The organism is Rhizobium sp. WSM1274, from assembly GCF_025200775.1.
In the GTDB taxonomy this organism is placed as follows: Bacteria; Pseudomonadota; Alphaproteobacteria; order Rhizobiales; family Rhizobiaceae; genus Rhizobium; species Rhizobium leguminosarum_I.
Genome location: NZ_CP104139.1, coordinates 761,524 through 779,363, shown reverse-complemented (window position 1 = coordinate 779,363; position 17,840 = coordinate 761,524). Strand labels below are relative to the sequence as shown.

Here is a 17,840-nt window from a genome sequence, read left to right as displayed (position 1 = left end):
GTGGTCGACTATCTTCAGGTCATCGGCGTTGCTGGTGAGTGCTCCACGAGAGCGTTCGCGACTGCCGAAGTCGCTTTTTTACTTTTGACCACGGATGTACTGGCACTGGTGTTGAGAGCGATGTTGGAAAGGTCGGTGCGGTTTCGCCCCGGCCTTTTTTATTGCCCTTAACGCAGAGCACCCGGCCCGTCGTTCGAGGGTATCCCGGTCATGAGTTCGAAGCCCTTCCGGTGAAGCGCGGAATCTGCGGTTTCAGTTGTCTACCTCTCTTCCTCGAACCGGATTTCGGCAAGCTTTTCGCGATTCACCGAACAATCAGTCCTCATAGTCGTTAGGCTCCGAAAGGAGTTCCCCATGTCCAAGATCACAGACGGCCTCAATGACCGCCCGAAGGATTCCACCATCGCCCAAAGCGGTCCCGGCCTTCCGGACGATTCCGGTCAACCCATTGAGGCGACCGACCAGGAAGCGGAACGCATCCGCGCGAAGTTCGAAGGCGACGCCCGAAAGAAGGTGAAGCCGGAAATCGACGAGCAGGTCGAGAAGCCCCAGCGCGGCACCGCATGAGTTCGCCGATTCCCGGAGCGTTCACTTCCATCAGCATACTGGCATTCGATCTCGATGATCGCGGATAGCCGGTCCGGGCTTGGAAAACGGTCTACGACGGAGGAGAGGCGGAGGCCGTCGAAGAAGCTAAGGCTGCTGCAAGGTCGCACGCGGGCGCACTCGTCGTAAAACGGGAGGGACACCCTGTGGGCGAGGAAGGCGATCCCATCGTAGTCTTCCAGATCGGGAAGATCGGCGACTTCGACTGAGCTGGTCTCGTCCTGTCGGCGCCCTGTCATGTTAGCGGGTTCCTCGACAGCGGGCCTTCATCGTCGGCAGGGTCAGGATCGAGTCGAGCGCCTCGCGAAGGCGCTTCAACGAGAACTAAGAGAGCAAAAAAACTCTTCAGCCTTCATGACCGGAATGATATGTACTTTCTGCTGGAGCTTGAATAGTGGGAAGCACTTATCAGGTGAGGCAACTTAAAGGCGGTACATTTTCTTTCGATGGGGCAGCATTTCTGTCAAAACTTAGCTTGTCAGAGATATGCGAGCAAATTCCTGCAATCGTTTGGACAACGGACGAGGCAGGCTTAACTATTTATGGCAACAGCCGCTTCAGAGCCTATTTCGGCTCAGAAGGTCATGCTTCCGATGGACTTAACGCGTTGCATCCAGATGATGCGATCACACTGCCTGTTAAAATCGTGAACGCTCGTAGAGAAGGATTAGACGTAAAAACCGATGTGCGGCTTCGACGGTTGAGCGGTGAGTATTGCTGGTTTGCGTTGTCGGCCTCGACGTGGGACGACGGTGCCGCTCTCAAATACTGTTGGGTTGCCGTCGAACGCAACAAGCGTGTTGGCGACAATTTCATCATGCAAAGGGTCGACGATTCATGGCAGGGCGGCCATCTCATTGCCAGTGAGACCGAGATACTCGAAATGGTCGCGAGAGGGACGGCAACAGCGGAGGTTTTCGACAAGGTCTGCCGTCTCGTCGAGGAACTAATCGACGATTGCTTTTGCTGCATTCTGGAGCTGTCTCTGGATCGCCGACATTTCCGTTTTGGTGCAGCACCTAGGCTGCCGGGTGAATTCAACGGTGTTTTCGACGGAAGTGAGGTCGCCGCCGGACTCGGACCTTGTGGCCTTGCTGCATCCAGCCGGCGTCCCGTCGAGGTTGTCGACTGTGCTTCTGACGCGCTGGCAGGATCCGCCGAGGGGAGGCTCATGCTCCTCAACGGCTTCAATGTCTGCCACGCCAAGCCGATACTTTCTCCGTATGGAAACACGGCCGGTGTCTTCACCATATATCGTCAGCGATATGCCGCCTTCTCACTATTTGAGCAACAGGTGGTCGATCGAGCGACAAACATCATCGGTATCTCGATCGATAGAACCCGTCACGAAGAAGCTTTGGTGAGGCGGGAGACCCAGGTTCGCAGGAGTCAAGCTCAGCTTCTTGCTGCCCAACGCATCAGCTCGACAGGAAGCTTCACGTTCGACATCCAGAAAAATGAATGCGTGTGGTCTGAAGAACTGTACCGGATATTCGATATCGACCCGTCCCTCGAACCCGACATCCACGACGTTCGGAAGCGAGTCTATCGCGACGATCTCGAAAAGTTCAACAGAGAATTACAGCGCGCGCTTTCTGGGCAAAGCATTGACGTCACATTCAGGATCGTGACTTCACACGCCGCTCTCAAATTCCTAAGAGGGTTGGCAAAGATTTCCTATCACGTCGGTGATAGTCCGGTTTTGGTGGGGACCGTTCAGGACATTACTGATTTCAAAAACGCACAGGAAGCACTTCAGCGCGGAGAGGAAGCTCTAGTCAAAGCCCGCGAAGACTTGGCCTACGTCTCCCGCGTCATGACGATGAGCGCGCTAACAGCATCGATCGCACATGAGGTCAGCCAGCCATTGGCTGGGATTCTAACTAATGCCAATGCATGTCTGCGCCTGCTGGCCCTCAGCCCCCCCAATATCCAAGCCGCCTCCGAAACGGCGCGAAGGACCATTCGCGATACAATGCGCGCTACGGAGATAATCAAGCGGCTCCGGGCAATGTTCGCGCGCCAGCCATCTACAATGGAGTATACCGACCTAAACGACCTTGCCCGCGAGGTCATCATTTTGTCTGCAAGAGATATGCATCAGAAATCGATCAGTGTGACCGCTCAACTAGAGCCCAAAGCACTTCTGATCATGGGGGATCGCGTCCAGTTGCAACAAGTCATCCTAAACATGCTGTTGAACGCGAGGGACGCAATGGGCGATATCGAAAGGCGACCAAGAATCCTGACCGTGAGCACGCACGTGGACATTGAAGAATCGGCAGTCTTGTCGATTACCGATGTGGGCATAGGATTTCCGCTGGAGAATGCTGACCAGATGTTCGAAGCTTTCTTCACCACAAAGCAGGACGGCATGGGAATCGGTCTCGCTATCAGCCGCTCGATCATCGAAAACCACGGTGGGATAATGTGGGCAGAACCGAACGACGGGCCGGGCGCGACCGTCTCGTTTTCGATACCACTTCAGAGCCCACCCCAATAAGTTCCAGTTCGATAGGATTACCACCCCGGCCAAACGGTGTTCTCACACCACGCGATGCCTGGCGCACGCACAAGCCGCAGGTGGTCACCTGAGGCCAGCAGGTTTCGTGGATTAACCTGAGGTCATGCTTTTCCCTCAGCCTTCTTCTTCCGATACTGAACTGTTGGAAGGCCGCCCCAGCCCCAGTTGTCCAGGTCGATCTCCTCGATCACCACGTAAGTCGATTCCAGCGGCTTGTTGAGGACGTCGAGCATGACCTTGCTGACGCCGGCGATGATTGCGGCTTTCTCTTCGGCGGTAACCGAGCTGCGATCAGGTGCCGTGCCTTCACGGGTTACCTGTACGGTCACTATGGGCATTTCGTAGTCTCCTCGTTCAAGATCTGGATCGATCTGCTAGGCGGCCATTGCCGCAAGGTGCTTCTCAAGTTCATCGACATGCGCATATCCAGCGCCGACCCTTCGAAGAGTTCCACCCTTCTTAAGGAACAGCGTGGGGAAGCTCGAAACGCCCATGAGACGAGACGTCGCGAAGTCTGTCGCGGCCTCATCGATGGTGCTCCGCTTCTTGTAGGTCTCGAGAAATTCGTCAACGCTGACGGGATGACCAACTTCCTCAAGAGCACGGGATCCGACTTCCGCCAAGACCAGGCCGTTCGTAGTATCGAGCGCATCGACGTAGAAGGCGTGTTGGAATGCGCGGAAGACCTTCAGAAGATCCGCTTCCGGATAAAGAATCCGGGCGGTCACGACCCCACGGCATACGGGCTCGGTGTCATAGACGAAGCCAGTTCTTGCAAGCAGGCCTTCTCGGTTGAACGATACGCCGCTGGCTTCCTCGACCTTCGCCCAATGATGTAGTCTGAACTGCTTGCCCGCGTCGTCAAGAATGTCCGTCGCGCCCGCCCGGAGCCCACCGAGGACGATCTTCAACGAGGCGTCCGGACGCCGCTCAAGCAGCAGCTCCATCTGCTTGCCGAATCCATAACACCACGAGCACATGGGATCTGCGGCCAGTACAAGTTCCATTGTCTTTCCTTTCACTCGCTTGCAGGGCGCGCGGCGTAGCCACGCCACGAGCCCGCGTCCTGTTTGAGGCCTACTAGCGGCCGGCGTTCTGGCCACCGTCGACGTGTAGGATCTCTCCCGTGACGAAGCTTGCGCTCTCTAGGTAGATCACGGCGTCGACGATGTCGCTGATCTCGCCCATGTGCCCGACCGGATGCAGAGCGGACAGGAACTCGTGAGTCTCGGGAGCGTGCATCGGGGTCTTGATGACGCCAGGAGACACGGCGTTGACGCGGACGCCCGTCTTGGCGAACTCGATGGCCAGTTCCTTCGTGACGGCGTTCAGACCGCCCTTGGTGAGCGAAGCGAGAGCCGTGGGAACGCTCGACACCGGCTGGTCTACGAGGCTCGTCGTGATGCTGACGATGTGTCCGGAACCTTGCTTGAGCATTTCCCTCGCAGCCCGCTGCGTGATGTGGAAGAAGCCCGAAACGTTCACGCCGAAGTTCAGGTCGTAGTCTTCCTGCGTGAAGTCGACGAAGGGCTTTGCGGTGAATACGCCCGCGTTGTTGACCAACGTGTCGATCCGGCCGAAGCGTTGAATCGCCTCGCGGACGACGCGCTCTGCGGTCTCGGAATTGGAGATGTCGCCCGCCACGGCATGCACGCCGTCGTCCGACCCCTGTTTGATCGAACGCGAGGTGGCGACGACGCGATAGTTCCGCTCACGATAGGCGCGGACCAGACCCGCGCCGATGCCCTGAGACGCACCGGTGATGATGGCGACCTTCTGCTGATTGCTCATGATATTACATCCTTTCAATTGCAGCGGTCCTTGTTCGGGCCGCCCTACGCCCTCGGCGTCGGTGCAATGGATTTAAGCGCTCACGATCATCGGGAGAATTACTGAGAAGCGGTATTCACTCCACCGTTTTTCGGGATAATGTCTTGTCGCTCGTATCGATCGGCGCTCGCCTAAGATTTCCGATCGTAGGCGAGGACGGACGCGAGGTTTCGGGCGTTCCGTCGGACGATATCGGTTCTGACCCCCCTCGGTAGCATCAGGCCGCCGCCGGGATCGTGCCAGAAAGCTCTATGAAAGCCTGGCTGGCGGCGGACATGGACCGCGCCACGCCCTACGACTATCGCATCCTCCAGTTAACCCCGCCCGGCTCCGGAAGCACTGTATTGTTCGGCCAGGACATCACCACTGCGGCGCCCAGTTCCGCTCGAGGCATGCATTTCGTGGTGTCCGACGTCCTTGCCGCGCGCGACACCCTCATACGACGCGGGGCGATGGGCGTTCGCGTCCGGACACTCAGATCGGCGGGAGAAGGCGACGAAGGTTTTCCCTATCTGTTACTCCACTCTGGAACCACCGTAGGAGGCGCCTGGCCGTGTCCTCGGCTTCGGCGCCTTGTGTCTCGCATCGTCGGCTTTCACAGTACTCCCTGACCAGGCCGCGTATCATCGCTACATCCTCCGGCCACAGTAGCGCCCCGCACATGTCAACCTGCCGCTTCATCGGTTTTGCCTTTGGTTCAGGATATCAAATCGAGTCCCTCGAATTGCAGACCGCCCAAGCGGGGGAGCAGGTCGCCGTAGACTTCCCTGCGGGGGAGCCCGTCGACTGAACGGGCACCCAGACCCGGACCGGTGCCGTCGATTGCCTCATCGAAACCAACGCGCCGACAAGACCTGCCATCGCGAGAAGGAGTACCACGCCGGGAAAAATGGTGCCCTTCGGCTCGTCGTCTCTGTAACGCATCGTCATCTCCTGAAGCGTTGTCGGCACACCACCGCGGTCAGGAAATCAATATGTCGAACCGTAAACCGTGGCTGTTGCACCTAGGTATCGACGATACCTTCGTATGCCCGACACCTTAGTCCACTAGCGGATCCGACCCGCCAGTCTCAAACTTCGCTGGCCAACGCCACTCTCGAGGATCTCGAGCGGCAGCCATTCATCGTCTATGACCGGAGAAGCAGTCATGCCCAATCTTGAAACTGGAAACCTCACACGTCGGTCCCTCGGCGGGGTCGCTCTTGGGCTGACGGTCGCCGGAATCCTCGCAGGACGCACCGCGGGGGCGGATCAGAGGGAAAAAGCCGTTCGCCAGAACAGCCATGGTTGGTCGCCGACGGACGCATCGACGCCGGAGACCTCAATGTCGGATACGCCGACCTAGGTCCCCGCAATGGGTCACCAGTCATCCTTTTTCATGGCTGGCCCTACGACATCAACGCCTTTGCCGAGGTGGCCCCGTTGCTGGCCGACCAGGGTCATCGCGTGATCGTACCGCATCTGCGCGGATACGGCAGCACGACGTTCCTGTCCGACAGCACCTTGCGCAACGGCCAGCAATCGGCTCTTGCCGTCGACGCTGTCAAGCTGATGGATGCTCTGAAGATCGACGAGGCCACCCTGGCGGGGTTCGACTGGGGTGCGCGCACCGCCGACATCGTCGCCGCGCTGTGGCCGGAACGATGCAAAGGCCTTGTGTCCGTCAGCGGCTATTTGATCGGAAACCAGACTGCTGGAAAGGCGCCCTTGCCGCCCTCTGCGGAGCTTCAGTGGTGGTACCAGTTCTACTTCGCGACGGACCGCGGCCGCGACGGCTATGAAAAATACACGAACGACTTCGCCAAGCTGATCTGGCAGCTCGCCTCCCCGCGTTGGAAGTTCGACGACCCGACGTTCGAACGGAGCGCCGCAGCGTTTGCCAATCCCGACCACGTCGCGATCGTCGTCGATAACTATCGCTGGCGGCTTGGTCTGACGGAAGGCGAGACGCGGTTCGACGAGTTCGAAACCAAGCTCGCTTCCGCTCCCGAAATCCACGTTCCCACGATCACGATGGAAGGTGACGCAAACGGAGCCCCCCATCCGGATCCGAAGGCCTACGCCGGGAAGTTCAAAGGGAAGTACGAACACCGTCTGTTAACTGGCGGAGTTGGCCACAACCTCCCGCAGGAAGCCCCCGAGACCTTCGCCAAGGCGGTAGGGGATGTCGATTCCTGGGCGTGAAAGATCAGGAATGGTCAACCAACGCTCTGTCGCCGCTGCACGATTATCGAATATTTCGATGATATCCATCATAAAAAACAGGCTGGCGCCGCGCTCGCCAGCCGTGTGATGGGTGGCGTGTTCTCGTCAGCGTCGCTCGACTACGCAGGCGCGTTTGCTTTCGTCGCCTCAAAAGGATTGATCATTGGAAATCGGTATCGATAGTTTTGCAATGCTCCTGACCGACCCGGCTACAGGTCGGTTTCAGTCGGCCCTCGATCGCATTGAGAGCGTGCTGGCCGAAGTCGAGTTGGCGGATCAAGTCGGACTCGATGTCTTCGGAATGGGTGAACATCACCGAGAGAACGCGCTTGATTCCGCGCCCGCGGTGATCCTTGCCGCTGCTGCCGCGCGCACGAAGTCGATCAGGCTGACGAGCGCCGTCGCCGTCCTGAGCGCCGCCGACCCCGTGCGGCTCTTCCAGGAGTTCGCCACACTGGATCTGATTTCCCGCGGACGCGCGGAAATCGTGGTTGGTCGCGGCTCCTCCGTGGAGGCCTACCCATTGTTCGGATTCGACCTGCGGGACTACGATGCGCTCTTTGCGGAGAAGCTGGACCTGTTGCTGAAGGTCAGAGCGCAGTCCAACATTAAGTGGACGGGCCGTTTTCGCCCTGCGATCAATGGCGAGGGTGTTTTTCCGCGCCCGCACCAGCCGGTCTTGCCCATCTGGCTGGGCGTCGGCGGGACGCCCGAATCCTTCGTCCGCGCCGGAACGCTCGGTCTGCCACTGATGGTCGCCATCATCGGCGGAAGTTTCGAGCGTTTCCTGCCGTTGGTCGAACTCTATCGTCGCGCATGGCTTGCCGCCGGTCATCCGGCAAAGAACCAGAGGATCGGCGTGCACGCTCTTGGCTTTGTTGGGGACACCGACAACGCTGCCAAGGAAGCGTTCTTCCCCGGCTGGTTCCAGATGTTCACAGACGCCGGAAGGGAGCGCGGCTGGCCGCCACCGACGCAAGCTCAGTTCGAGCATATGTGCGGGCCGGATGGCGCGTTTCTGGTCGGCAGCCCGCAAACTGTGGCTGCGAAGATATCGCATGTTAACAGGTCGTTAGGAGGGATCTCTCGCATCACCTTCCAGATGAGCACCGCCGCCCTCGAAGCGAAAGCGATGCGACGTTCGATCGAACTGCTGGGAACCGACGTTGCGCCTTTGGTGCGGCGTGAACTTCGCAACTAGCGGGAGCACCTCTGCTGTGGGCGCCGGCAGCGGCCGACGCCCATTCTCTTTATCCGAAGATCAATCTTTGGTAGTCAGCCAGCATTTTCGGATCCTCGACCGACCCGTGATGGTGTAGCTGTCGCCAGCCGCCGTCTCTGCGCACGAACCACCGGGTTGTCCGGAAGGCGACGTCGAGCGTCTCCTTTGCCGTCCTGCACACACCGCGTTCGCGACCGACGAACAGATGCCAGTCGTCGGCGCCCTGGCTCGTGAAGTCGTGGAAGGTCACGTGAACCTTCGCCTGACCTTTGAAGAGTTTCGAATACCCGTCGACGATCTGGTCCCATCCGCGGCGGATGCCACCGATAGGGTTGTCCATGCTGGGCTCCGAACCGCCGAGCCAGACCTCTTCCAACCCCGCCAGATCGCCAGCGTTGAAGGCCCGGTAGAATTCGATCAACGCATCCAGGGAGCTTCCATCGCCTCGCTTTCTCTCGCCGCCGTTCACTTCTGTGAGATGCCGGTTCATTGGTATTCTCCTCGTACGTTGCTCGAAGGCTGCCTGATTTAACGTTGCGAGAGCATGTAACCCTCGTCGGGCTGGCCAGACCTGATACGGCCCGTCTTCACCCCCGGCAGCATGCTGAAGAGAGACCAGGGCTTCTATTGTACGATAGTGTCGTCGGTATCTTTGCAGATGCAGGCGATCGCATCGCGGAAGATCGAGGCGCGTGACCCTTCAAGTTTGACCGGCCGGTCGTCCTACCCTTCTGGCGCTCCGCTCGCCCGGAAAAAGCAGGATCATGAGCACGTATATCGCTGCGCCCACCACCAGTGCGATACTGGCAGCGGCGAGAGCAAGATCGAACCCCGCATCGACGTCGGCCACGCGACCCATGATCGCTCCGACAGTCGGCGGCCCCAGGATCTGCCCGATGGCGAACACCGCCGTCAGCAGCCCCATGTAGCGAGAGTGGTGGCTCGATCTGATCCGTCTTACTTCATTCATCGCGAAGAAGCTGATCGCGGTGAACGGCAGGCCGACGAGGATGCTGCTAATGGCAAGACCGAAAGCGTCGTGCCATACGACTGACAGTGCAACTCCCACCGCCTGCACTAAGTACGCGCCGGTAAGATGAAGCCTTACGTCGGCGCCGTGCTTCACGCGTGCCGCCAGCAGCGATCCGACGACAGCCGCCAGTCCGAGAAGTGGCCAGAAGACCGTGAGGAGAGGCGAGCCAGGGATGCTGTTCTTCGCGATCACCGGGAGATACGTTGCCGTGACGATGTAGCCGAAGCCCGCCAGCCCGTAGGCGATCGCGAACAAAGGCATTTCCGATTTCGGCACCTTGCCGGAGGCGCTTGTCGGTGCACCGACCGAATAGGCGTCGGACGGTTTCGAGCTCTTCCCGAAGGTTTTCCAGATAATCCCGCTGATGATGGCGGAGATCGCCGCGAATACCAGCCAGGCCGTGCTGCCGCACAGCCCGAGCACGGTCATTCCGCTGGCGGTCAGTCCGGATACTGCGATGCCCGCGCCGGGCCCTGTGAATATGGCGCTTCCGATCGAGCTGCCGGTTCCCGAAAGCTGAGCAAGACACCACCCGGAGGTGAAGACGAATCCGACCGCGGAAGCCACCCCCGCCAGGAACCGAAGAGCGACCCAGGCCTCGGCATAGGGTGCAGACATGAGAGCCGTGAGCAGGATTGTGGAAACCAGTGTCAGGCGGATGACGAAGGTATGGTCCCACCTTCTGGGTACTGCCATCGCAGTCACAGCACCGACCAAGTAGCCGACGTAGTTTGCGGTGGCGAGTTCTCCGGCTCGCGAAAGGTCGAGCACGCTGTCGTGCAGCATCATCGGCAGGATCGGAGTGAAGGCGAACCGACCGACGCCCATGGCGATGGCGAGCGACGCTGATCCTGCGAGCACGACCACATAGGGACTAGGGCTGTGTTTAGACATCACGCTGTCCTTCGTTTAGTTGGAAAATATGTCGACACCCTGAGAGAGGCGCGCGCCATCGAGCCTCCACATAGTGGTGGCCGACGTCTCAGTGAACGGTTGGCCGGCGACAGGCTGTCCGCCGCAATCCGCAACGATCGGCGAAGATGCCGTTACGTGGCGCTGCGGCGTGCGATGACGTCCAAGGCCGATTGATAGAGCTTTCGCGTCAGTTCCTCGGCCCCAACCCTCAAGGCGAGACTGGCGGCCTGACCCGACCAGAGGTTCGTGAAATCGTTTCGCGACTCCGCCTCGGCCATCGCTCTGATGGGAACGAGAGCTCCTCCGGCAGTTGGAAATGCCGGCACGCTTTCCGAAATCGGTCCTAGCTCGCGCATCAGACGGTTCACGACGCCCCTCGCCGGATGGCCGGTGAAAACATTCGTTATCGCAGTGCTATCGTCCCGTGCAGAAGCTAGCGCCTCGGCCTGAACTGCGGGAATCTTCGCCTCCGGGCAAAACAAGTATGCCGTTCCAACCTGGACGGCGGAAGCGCCGAGCATCAGGGCGGCGGCCACCCCTCGCCCGTCGGCGATGCCGCCGGCCGCGATGACAGGAACCCGCACCGCGTCGACCACCTGGGGAACGAGCGCCATTGTTCCGACCTGCGTTGTCATCTCCTGAGTCAAAAAGTTTCCACGATGTCCACCGGCTTCGAAACCCATGGCGATGACTGCGTCGACACCGTTTGCTTCGAGCCAGACGGCTTCGGCCACGGTCGTCGCGGATGATATGATCCTTGCGCCTGTCGCCTTCACTCGATGGACCAGTGCCTTTTCGGGTAGCCCGAAATGAAAGCTCACGACCTCGGGCTTCAACTCCTCCACCACCGTGCAAAACGAAGAGTCGAAAGGTGCGCGCCCTGCCGCCGCGATCGGCGCGGCGGGGTCGAGTCCTACCTCTACAAAATAGGGCGCAAGCAAAGCTCTCCATCGCATCTGGGCAGCCGGGTCGCCCGGTGGTGGAACATGCGAGAAGAAGTTAACGTTGACCGGAGATTTTGTCGCGGTCCGAATTTCGGTCAAGGCCTGGCGCAGTCCCTCGGCGTTTAACTGTGCGCTTGGAAGAGAACCCAGACCGCCGGCCTTGGCCGAGGCGACGACCATGTCGACCGTCGTCGCGCCGGCCATCGGCGCCTGGATGATGGGAAGTTCGATTCCGAACAGGTCGAGAATTCGACAATCCGGCCAGCGGGTCATGTGAACTCCTTATCGTGCTTGACGTTGCAATGCTGATACGTCCGGCCACCCTCCACGTCTATTGGACCTTAGTGTGCTGGCGCAACGACCCGATCCGAAGGTATCGGAGACACCTTGGTACAATATCGCTGCTCGTTTTTCGGCGCGATGGTCTCGGCAGAGCGGAAGACGGCGCGACCGTCGGACAAGCTCCCGGTCAATGGCCGGCCCACGCATCACTCGAAGACCAGGGCGACGCTCGCCATTTGGCGGCGGAACGCTAACGCGTCGCCAGAACGGAGGCGGAAATGAGCCTGCACAAGACAGTGGTGATCACCGGCGCATCCCAAGGGATTGGCGCCGGCCTCGTGAAGACCTTCCTCGATAAGGGATACAATGTCGTCGGGACGTCGAGACGCATCAGCGAGACGAGCGCGTTGGAGCGCAATGACAGGCTGGCGTTGATCGACGGCGATGTCGCCGATCCGGAGACCGCCGAGCGTGTGGCGCAGCGGGCCGTCGAGCGGTTCGGGTCGATCGACGCGCTGGTCAATAACGCCGGCATCTTCGTCACCAAGCCTTTCCTCGACTACACGATCGATGACTTTCGGCGCCTCACAGCGACCAACGTCGAAGGCTTCCTTCACTTCACCAAGTCCGCTGTCAGGCAGATGCTTCGCCAGAAGTCGGGAGGAAGCGTCGTCACCATCACGTCGTCGTTGACGGATCATCCGATCGCCGGCGTGACGGCGTCCGTGCCGATGATCACGAAAGGCGGCCTCAATGCCATCACCAAGAGCCTGGCGCTGGAATTTGCCAGAGATAACATCCGGGTCAATGCGGTGTCGCCGGGTGTGGTCGATACGCCGCTGCATGCGACGAACCCAAAAGATTATCTCAAATCGCTTTCGCCGATGGGAACGATCACGGCCGTCCAGGAGATCGTCGACGGTGTCGTCTATCTGACCGAGTCAGCGAATATCACCGGGGAGGTGCTGCACGTCGACAACGGCGCACATTTGGGAAAATGGTAGGCCGCGACCCGGAGGGGCGCCTGCAGGAACTGGGGATCGTGCTGCCTCCCCCGCCGACGCCTTTCGGCGCCTATGTCGAGGCGATCCAGTCAGGGCCGCTGCTGTTCCTGAGCGGCATGCTTCCGGTGGTCGGCCACGATCCCGTCTACTTCGGGCGGGTCGGCGAGGAGCTTTCGACCCTTCAAGGCTATGATGCCGCTCGCACCGCCTGCCTCAGCGGCATCGCGGCCGCGAGGTCGCACCTGGGATCGTTGAACTCCGTTCGTCGCATTTCCAAGCTCGGCGTCTATATCGCGACATCCCACACGTTCCGCGAACATCCGAAGGTGGCAGACGGCGCCTCCGAGCTTCTGCTCGACATCTTCGGAGCAGAAAGGATTCCGCCGCGCATCGTTCTCGGCGTCACCAGCATCCCGCTCGGAATGCCCGTCGAAATCGAACTCATTCTTGAAATCGAGCCCTAGCGAAGGATTTCGCTGACCAACCCCAGACATGGAGACAATCATGACACTGACATCATCGAAAAGGTTGCGGTCCCGGCTTGCTCTTTCTGTCGTCGCCGCGTCATCCACGTTTCTGACAGCCTCGGCGGTCCTGATGCTGCCGGCGCTTGCGCTCTCCGGCCAGTCGCCGGTCAAGCCGGACAGCACGGCACAAGCAAAACCCGCGTCCGAAACGGCGCACGAATCCCAGATCAAAGTGGACAGGCGGACGCCGGCCTATTGGCGGGTGACATTCGACAACCCTCCGTTCAATATTTTCGGTCCGGAGACCATTCCGCAACTCGAGAAGGTTATCGCCGACATCGAGACCGATCCGAACCTCAGGGTCGTCGTGTTCGACAGCGACGTGCCAGGCTTTTTCCTGACCCATTACAATTTCACGCCGCCTCTGGAGGAGTCGACGAGCCTTCCCTCAGGGCGCACCGGCCTTCATCCGCTTCCCGACATGCTGGTGCGATTGAGCAAGGCGCCGGTCGTATCGATCGCCCTGATCCGCGGCCGGGCGACGGGGGTCGGCAGCGAGCTTGCTCTGGCTAGCGACATGCGGTTCGCCAGCCGCCAGAAGGCGATCCTGTCGCAATGGGAGGTCGGCGCGGCCCTCGTCCCTGGTGGCGGCCCGATGGCAAGGCTTCCCAGGCTGATGGGTCGTGGCCGCGCGCTCGAAGTCCTCCTTGGATCCGACGACATCAACGGCGATCTCGCGGAGGAGTACGGCTACGTCAACCGGTCGTTCGACGACGACAAGCTCGATCCATTCGTCGACGCCCTGGCGGCCCGGATCTCCGGCTTCGACCGCCAGGCGATCGCCGACACCAAACGCCTCGTCGACTTCGCAAGCCTTCCGAGCGATCCCGAGATCGCCGCAAGATGGGACGCCTTCATAACATCGGTCCAGCGCCCAGTCGCGCAGAAGAATATCGGCCGCCTCATGGAAATGGGCCTGCAGAAAGACCCGGACGTCGAAGCAAGACTAGGACACTACACGCAAACTCTGGCCGACAAGTAGGCCGAGACGGTGCCCGCGCAGTGACTCGGCAGGTCACGCGGGCACCGGGCATTGAACTGTCGATCTGCACTCAGGAGCTCCTTCTCGCTCCTCCTCGAAGACGGATTAAGGTCGCCTCAGCCAACCAAACAAACAATGGAGACTTCAGATGCACAGCCTCGAAAACCAAATCGTCGATTCCAGCTTTTCGGCCGTTATCAATGCACCGATCGAGAAGGTCGACATCCCGAAGTGGTGCTTCAACCTGCCCGAAAAGGAATACCAGGGATGCTCACCGGCGCACATTGCCGCAGGATTCACCACTGCGCCCGACGGTACCCGGATGTCGATCAACGTCGAAACGATCGGCGGAAGCCTGATGGTCCAACACTACCTGGAGACCTTGGGCGAAAAGGATCATCTGATCCTCGACTCGGACTCCGACGTGTTCACGCCGAACGGCCGCGTCACCATCCATGTCACCTGGGAGCTGAGCGTGAAGAAGGTCGATGCGAACCACTGCGAATTCACGAACCGCGTCAGGTCCTACGCGACGGACGAAATGATGGCGTTCCTCGATCGCCAAGGCATTCCGTTCGAGCTCTTCCGCACCCAGCGCCAGCCAATGTCCATCGCGCACAACAAGGGCGAGACGCCGTTGTTCGCGGCGAGCATCGAGCGCGCGGCTCTACAGAGCACGGCTACGAAGGCGGCCTAATCGTCGAAGGAGAACACCATGACAGAACTATCCTTCGATCGAAGCAACACAGGTTTGCTGGTGGTCGATGCATACAACGACTTCATTTCCGAGGGCGGCAAGATCTGGCCCCGGATCAAGGAGGTCGCGGAGGCGAACAACTGCGTCCCGCACATGCTCGAAGTGCTGACCGCCGCTCGCGAGGCGAAGCTTCGGGTCTTCTTTGCAATGCACCACCGCTATCGGGAGGGCGACTACGAGAACTGGAAGTTCGTGGCGCCGATCCAGCGTGCGGCCTGGCACCGCAAGAGCTTCGAGTTTGGGACCTGGGGCGGTGAGTTTCGTGCGGAATTCGTGCCCGTGGCCGGCGAGGTCGTTGCCTCGGAGCACTGGTGCTCGAGCGGATTTGCCAACACCGATCTCGATCTCGAGCTGAAACGGCATGGGGTTCAAAGAGTCATCGTGATCGGGCTCGTCGCCCACACCTGCATCGAGGCCACGGTCCGCTACGCCGCGGAACTTGGTTACGACGTGACGGTCGTGAAGGACGCGATCGCGGACTACTCGCCAGAAATGATGCATGCGGCGTTGGAGGTAAACCTTCCGAGCTATGCCAGCGCGATCGTCGACACAAAGGAAACGATCGCGGCGATCGCCCTTGCCCAAGCGGCCTAGGCTGGATTCCAATCGGAAACAAACATCCGGCGGGCGACCACGCGCCTGCCGGATTCTCATGCTGAAAAGTAATACTTTTCGCATGCAAAGGGTTGGAATGCCCCTTCGATGAAGCTTATCTCAGCGCGACAGCCATCCGCCGACGGTTCACGTCGATCTTCTCATTCTAGGTGGGAAGACGGTCATGGCTCCACATTTCGAAAGGATCCACGATGACATTCTCCGGCGACCTTCTTATCGGTGGCGCGAACGTGCGCGGCGCGGCCGCCGCATTCTCCGCAATCAATCCCGCCACCGGCAACCCGATGGAACCGCGCTTTGCCGGCGCGACGAAGGAGCAGGTGGAAGCGGCCACGAGTTTGGCGTGGGACGCCTTCCCGATCTACAAGGAGACGTCGCTCGATGATCGGGCTCGGTTCCTGGAAGCGATCGCCGAAGGCGTCGTCGCAATCGGCGACGATCTCGTCCTGCGAGCGGTTGACGAGACTGGCCTGCCACGCGGCCGTATCGAGGGAGAGCGCGCCAGGACCGTCGGCCAGCTTCGCCTGTTCGCCAAGGAGGTTCGCGACGGCAGGTTTCAGGAACTTCGCTTCGATCCGGCTGATACGGAGCGCAGGCCAGTTGCAAAGCCGGACCTTCGGCTGCGAAACGTTGCTCTCGGCCCTGTCGCGGTGTTCGGGGCATCGAATTTTCCCCTCGCTTTCTCTGTCGCTGGCGGTGACACCGCCTCCGCCCTCGCCGCCGGCTGCCCGGTTATCGTCAAGGCGCACTCCGCCCATCCCGGCACGTCCGAGCTGGTCGGCAGAGCCGTCGCGGACGCGGTCGCAGCATGCGGCCTTCCGCCGGGGACGTTTGGGCTTTTGTTCGACGCGGGATTCGAGGTGGGCCAGACCCTCGTCGCCGACCACCGCATACGCGCCGTCGGCTTCACGGGCTCGCGCCGCGGCGGCACCGCGCTGATGAAGATTGCCTCGGAGCGGAAGCAGCCGATACCTGTCTACGCCGAAATGAGCAGCATCAACCCTGTCATCCTCTATCCCAACGCGCTTCGCAGCAGAGGAGCCGAGATCGGAAAATCGTTCGCATCCTCTCTGATCCTCGGCGCTGGTCAGTTCTGCACCAATCCTGGCCTGATCATCGCCGTCGAGGGTGCGGGCCTCGATGCCTTCATCGGGAGTGCCGCCGCAGCGCTTTCGGAATCGCAGGCTCAAACAATGCTGACTGGTGGCATCTGTGATGCATATCGCAATGGCGTCGCAAGGCTGTCGTCATCGTCTTCCGTTTCGCAAGTGGCCGTTGGAAAGGAGGGGACGCCCCATCAGGCCGCGGCGGCGCTCTTTGAGACGACCGCGGCTGCGTTCCTCGCGAATCCGGAATTTCAAGAAGAGGTTTTCGGCGCCTCAGGACTGATCGTCCGCTGCCGTGACGATGAGGAGTTGCGAAGGGTTGTGGGGTCCCTGGAAGGTCAGTTGACCATCGCCCTGCACGTGGACGCCGGAGATTTCGGGGCCGCCTCGCCGATGATCTCGCAGTTGGAGCTTCTGGCCGGCCGACTTCTCGTCAACGGCTTCGGAACGGGGGTCGAGGTATCCCCGGCGATGGTCCATGGCGGACCCTATCCAGCCACATCGGACGGACGATCGACCTCGGTCGGGACCTTGGCGATCTATCGCTTCCTACGCCCGGTCTCCTATCAGGACTTTCCGGTCGACCTGCTTCCGGCACCACTCAAAAATTTCTAGGCGGCCGTGACCGCCTCAGAAAGAACGATGTCGTGGGGGCGTTTCACGCCCCCACGACATGTAATTGCCGAGGTCAGACCTCTGCAGCCTTGGCGGCCATTGTCGCCTTCGCCCACCAGACCAGCTCGTCGAGCGCAGTCTTTGCCGATGGCAAGAGATTGGCTTCGATCTCCTCGATCGCCTTGTTGCCGCCCATTGAGAAGACTGTAAAGAAGTCGCTACCGCCGATATGGACGGCTGCGTGGGTAGAGACCATCTGCAGTTCGACCCCGATCCCACGCAGATGTTCGAGTGCGCGCGAACCGCCAGCAGTGCCGTATGCGATCGCGGTGAACGGCTTGCGAGCCCATTCGGTGTAGGACTGGTCGAGGGCGTTCTTGAGCACCCCGGTGATAGAGCGGTTGTACTCCGCAACGACGAAGATGTAGCCGTCGTAGCGACCGACTGTCTCCTGCCAGCGGACGGCCTCAGCGTTCTGGCTGGGCGCATAGGCGTTCGACGCGACCTCGTCGAAGAACGGCAGGGGATGGTCGCGCAGATCGACCACTTCGACGTCGATGTCGTTGCGGGCCTGCGCCTGCTTCAGTATCCACTGCGCCGGCTTGTCGGCGAAACGAGTAGGCCGCGTGGAGCCGATGATGATGGCGATCTTTGGTTTGGTAGCCATGGTATT

Annotated in this window: 16 protein-coding genes and 1 pseudogene; 10 read left to right on the top strand and 7 right to left on the bottom strand. The window is 60.3% G+C overall.

What is annotated here, in order from left to right; genetic code table 11:
- Positions 1 to 354: 354 nt before the first annotated feature.
- Both N2600_RS27840 and N2600_RS27835 read left to right on the top strand, forming a co-directional pair.
- A complete protein-coding gene (locus tag N2600_RS27840) occupies positions 355 to 567 on the top strand; it encodes a hypothetical protein (protein WP_222282240.1) in 213 nt (70 codons plus the stop codon).
- Between the two features lie 433 nt (positions 568 to 1,000).
- Positions 1,001 to 3,109 carry an ATP-binding protein gene (locus N2600_RS27835; protein WP_260298987.1) on the top strand — a complete coding sequence of 703 codons (2,109 nt, stop codon included), beginning with the start codon at positions 1,001 to 1,003 and terminating at the stop codon, positions 3,107 to 3,109.
- A 122-nt stretch (positions 3,110 to 3,231) separates the two neighbouring features.
- Here the strand turns inward: N2600_RS27835 and N2600_RS27830 are convergent, their stop codons facing one another.
- The 3 genes from N2600_RS27830 to N2600_RS27820 all read right to left on the bottom strand — a co-directional run bounded on the left by N2600_RS27830 (position 3,232) and on the right by N2600_RS27820 (position 4,921).
- On the bottom strand, positions 3,232 to 3,468 hold the full coding sequence (locus tag N2600_RS27830) for a tautomerase family protein (protein WP_170256093.1): 237 nt from the start codon (positions 3,466 to 3,468) through the stop codon (positions 3,232 to 3,234).
- Positions 3,469 to 3,504: 36 nt separating this feature from the next.
- The gene (locus tag N2600_RS27825) at positions 3,505 to 4,137 is read right to left on the bottom strand and encodes a DsbA family protein (RefSeq protein ID WP_170276954.1); all 633 of its coding nucleotides are present in this window, start codon (positions 4,135 to 4,137) and stop codon (positions 3,505 to 3,507) included.
- 73 nt (positions 4,138 to 4,210) lie between these two features.
- Positions 4,211 to 4,921, bottom strand: coding sequence for an SDR family NAD(P)-dependent oxidoreductase (locus tag N2600_RS27820; RefSeq protein WP_025398041.1), 711 nt, complete (start codon positions 4,919 to 4,921; stop codon positions 4,211 to 4,213).
- Between the two features lie 1,186 nt (positions 4,922 to 6,107).
- On the opposite strand from N2600_RS27820, the pseudogene N2600_RS27815 reads away from it, so the two are divergent.
- Both N2600_RS27815 and N2600_RS27810 read left to right on the top strand, forming a co-directional pair.
- Positions 6,108 to 7,144: pseudogene (locus N2600_RS27815) on the top strand (alpha/beta fold hydrolase).
- A 184-nt stretch (positions 7,145 to 7,328) separates the two neighbouring features.
- Positions 7,329 to 8,366 carry an LLM class flavin-dependent oxidoreductase gene (locus tag N2600_RS27810; protein WP_222282243.1) on the top strand — a complete coding sequence of 346 codons (1,038 nt, stop codon included), beginning with the start codon at positions 7,329 to 7,331 and terminating at the stop codon, positions 8,364 to 8,366.
- Between the two features lie 49 nt (positions 8,367 to 8,415).
- Here the strand turns inward: N2600_RS27810 and N2600_RS27805 are convergent, their stop codons facing one another.
- The 3 genes from N2600_RS27805 to N2600_RS27795 form a co-directional block, all read right to left on the bottom strand.
- Positions 8,416 to 8,877, bottom strand: coding sequence for a YybH family protein (locus tag N2600_RS27805; RefSeq protein WP_130680085.1), 462 nt, complete (start codon positions 8,875 to 8,877; stop codon positions 8,416 to 8,418).
- Between the two features lie 210 nt (positions 8,878 to 9,087).
- A complete protein-coding gene (locus tag N2600_RS27800; protein WP_260298985.1) occupies positions 9,088 to 10,314 on the bottom strand; it encodes a YbfB/YjiJ family MFS transporter in 1,227 nt (408 codons plus the stop codon).
- 152 nt (positions 10,315 to 10,466) lie between these two features.
- Positions 10,467 to 11,552, bottom strand: a complete 1,086-nt coding sequence (locus N2600_RS27795) for an NAD(P)H-dependent flavin oxidoreductase (RefSeq protein WP_222282244.1) — start codon at positions 11,550 to 11,552, stop codon at positions 10,467 to 10,469.
- A gap of 287 nt (positions 11,553 to 11,839) precedes the next feature.
- Between N2600_RS27795 and N2600_RS27790 the strand changes: the two genes are divergently transcribed.
- From N2600_RS27790 to N2600_RS27765, 6 genes are all read left to right on the top strand, one after another.
- On the top strand, positions 11,840 to 12,565 hold the full coding sequence (locus tag N2600_RS27790; RefSeq protein WP_170258123.1) for an SDR family NAD(P)-dependent oxidoreductase: 726 nt from the start codon (positions 11,840 to 11,842) through the stop codon (positions 12,563 to 12,565).
- Positions 12,559 to 13,029, top strand: a complete 471-nt coding sequence (locus N2600_RS27785; RefSeq protein WP_170256086.1) for a RidA family protein — start codon at positions 12,559 to 12,561, stop codon at positions 13,027 to 13,029. Before N2600_RS27790 ends, N2600_RS27785 begins: the two co-directional genes overlap by 7 nt.
- Before the next feature lie 40 nt (positions 13,030 to 13,069).
- Positions 13,070 to 14,074: an enoyl-CoA hydratase/isomerase family protein gene (locus N2600_RS27780; RefSeq protein ID WP_260298984.1), complete on the top strand. Its 1,005-nt coding sequence runs from the start codon at positions 13,070 to 13,072 to the stop codon at positions 14,072 to 14,074.
- Positions 14,075 to 14,222: 148 nt separating this feature from the next.
- Complete coding sequence (locus N2600_RS27775; RefSeq protein ID WP_170256084.1) at positions 14,223 to 14,771, top strand: hypothetical protein; 549 nt, start codon at positions 14,223 to 14,225, stop codon at positions 14,769 to 14,771.
- Between the two features lie 18 nt (positions 14,772 to 14,789).
- Positions 14,790 to 15,425, top strand: a complete 636-nt coding sequence (locus N2600_RS27770) for an isochorismatase family cysteine hydrolase (protein WP_260298983.1) — start codon at positions 14,790 to 14,792, stop codon at positions 15,423 to 15,425.
- Positions 15,426 to 15,637: 212 nt separating this feature from the next.
- Positions 15,638 to 17,167 (top strand): aldehyde dehydrogenase (NADP(+)), encoded by a 1,530-nt coding sequence (locus tag N2600_RS27765; RefSeq protein WP_260298982.1) that lies wholly within the window; start codon positions 15,638 to 15,640, stop codon positions 17,165 to 17,167.
- 73 nt (positions 17,168 to 17,240) lie between these two features.
- Here the strand turns inward: N2600_RS27765 and N2600_RS27760 are convergent, their stop codons facing one another.
- The gene (locus tag N2600_RS27760) at positions 17,241 to 17,834 is read right to left on the bottom strand and encodes an NADPH-dependent FMN reductase (RefSeq protein WP_260298981.1); all 594 of its coding nucleotides are present in this window, start codon (positions 17,832 to 17,834) and stop codon (positions 17,241 to 17,243) included.
- Positions 17,835 to 17,840 lie beyond the last annotated feature (6 nt).